The following is a 2,282-nucleotide window of genomic DNA, read 5'->3' as shown; positions in this document are numbered from 1 at the left end:
GCGATGGCCGCCGCCTTACCGGGCGGCGGCCATTGAAATTCATATCGAGGCAAGATGTCTCAAGAACCGGAGACCGCAACATGCAAGCCCGTCGATTGATCGTTATTGCCACCCTGACCATGGGACTACTGATGAACCACCCATCCGCCGCGCAAAGTCGCCCCTCCGTCACCGAAGTGCCTGATGCCGGTATCCCGGAAGGTCGGCCCATCAACCCATATTGGTCTCATGTTGGCATGTCGATGCGGGCGCTGGAGCGAGCCTACATCGAATCGTATGAGCAGTCCGGATTCCGGCTGTCCAGGCGGGATGTGTCGCCGCCCCCAGGCAACTGGTTGATCGAACTCACGTTTCAGTTGAAGAGTGCGCCGAAGGGACCCGACGCGCCTGGCACCATACTGCGCATCTCTAGCCCCCAGCCAGCCAGATGCGGATGCTCCGTGAGCAGGCTAGACTTCAGGTGGGCTGACACCGGCAGTTCCGATCTGGCAGCGTCCGCACGGGGAGAACGTCTTCTCATCAAAGCCGATACCGCTGCGCTGGCAAAGGTCAGGCAACGGTTGGGGGTAAGCTTGCCCGTTATCGAGCTCACACCCCCAGACTCACACAAAAGGACTGCATCGCCGCTCGCCGAATGATCCTGGCGTCCACCTGACCCCGGCGTTTCTCATCCACGGCGCATCTCGCGGCACAAATTTAGTCAGAAAGCGAGACAGTCGGCGACACGCCTCATACCGGCATGTCGCCGCGAGCCCTGGAACGCGCCGGCCACTCCGCGGACTGTTTCTTTACCGGCACCGACACGTTCACCTACGTGGTCAACGATGGGAAGGCCAATTCCAACACCGCGACGGTCACAGTCACGGTGCTGGGCCCGAACCTGCCGCCGCTTGCGTTCGACGATGTGGTGGACCTCAAGGAGAACGGTTCGGTACGGATCGACCCAACCGCCAACGACTGGGATATCAACGGTGACGACCTGCGGGCCGTGCTGGTCTGCGGCCCGAGCCACGGTAGCCTGTCGCTCAATCCGGACGGGACCTATACGTATACACCGGACGCCAACTGGTACGGCCTGGACGGCTTTACCTATCAGGCGTTTGACGGTCAGTACCGCTCGAACCCGGCAATGGTCTGGATTCGCGTGGCGCCTGTAAACCAGGCGCCGGTTGCAGCTGCGGATGCCTTCACCGTACGTGCTGGCGTGGCAACGCGCCTGGACGTGCTCGTCAACGACAGCGATGTCGACGGCGACGGCCTGACCGCGAAGCTCGCCACCTCGCCCAAGAACGGCACGCTGACCCGCAACCGCGACGGCAGCTTCAGCTATACCGCGAAGTCCGGCTTTGCCGGGACCGATACGTTCACGTACGTGGCAACCGATGGCGCACTCGACTCCAGGCCGGTCACCGTCAGCATCACGGTACTGGCGCCGAACCGTGCGCCAGTGGCCAAGGACGACAAGGCCACCACCATGATCGGTGCCGCCGTGCGCATCGATGTGCTCGGCAACGACACCGATGCCGACGGCGACCGCCTCGCCACCCTGCTCGTCTGCGCACCGTCCCATGGCAAGTTGTCGCTCAATGCCGATGGCAGCTACACCTACACGCCCGACAAGGGCTGGTACGGCACCGACAGCTTCAGCTACCGGGCGACCGATGGCGATGCGCAGTCGGGCGTAGCCATGGTGAACATCACGGTGCAGAAGGTGAACCGCGCACCCACCGCCCAGAGCGCCTCGTTCCAGGTACAGAAGGACGGCAGCGTGCGGATCGACTTCGACTGCCTGGTCGACGACCCGGACGGTGATGCGCTGACGCTGAGCCTCACCAATCCGTCGAAGGGTTCACTGACGCGCAACCGCGATGGCAGCTATACGTATCGGCCGAAGAGCGGCTTCATCGGTACCGACACGTTCACCTACTCGGTCAGCGACGGCAAGATGACTGCCAGTGCGAGCATCACCCTGGTGGTGTCGAAGAGCCCGCCCCGCGACAATGCGATGACTATTGTTGTCGGTGCGTCGGCCTCTGTCGGAAGCGTCCAGGGCGGTGGCTACATCGTCGTCAACCTCGGGGCGTCTAGCCAGCCCGTGATCGACTGGACGGCCACGGCTGGAACGTACCCAACGGGACTGGGGAACACTGGATGGGCCGCGCTACTGGGCGGCACGGTGTCGGGGATCGATCTGCTGGTTGCGCAGACAGGTCTGGTGGTGCGGCGCGACTGAGCGATGGCCGCCGCCCCCGACGGGCGGCGGCCATTGAAATCGTTATAGG

Annotated in this window: 1 protein-coding gene; it reads left to right on the top strand. The window is 63.4% G+C overall.

The features are described 5' to 3' along the window. Positions 1-739: 739 nt before the first annotated feature. Positions 740-2,233, top strand: a complete 1,494-nt coding sequence (locus AC1KVG_RS01230) for an Ig-like domain-containing protein (protein WP_481093240.1) — start codon at positions 740-742, stop codon at positions 2,231-2,233. Positions 2,234-2,282: the final 49 nt, after the last annotated feature.

The sequence above is a fragment of the Xanthomonas sp. NCPPB 3959 genome, assembly GCF_056675575.1.
This window is presented reverse-complemented; position numbering and strand designations above follow the sequence as displayed.

Excerpts from the sequence above, each read along its gene's own strand:
- AC1KVG_RS01230 (WP_481093240.1), top strand. The coding sequence starts at position 740 with ATGTCGCCGCGAGCCCTGGAACGCGCCGGCCACTCCGCGGACTGTTTC.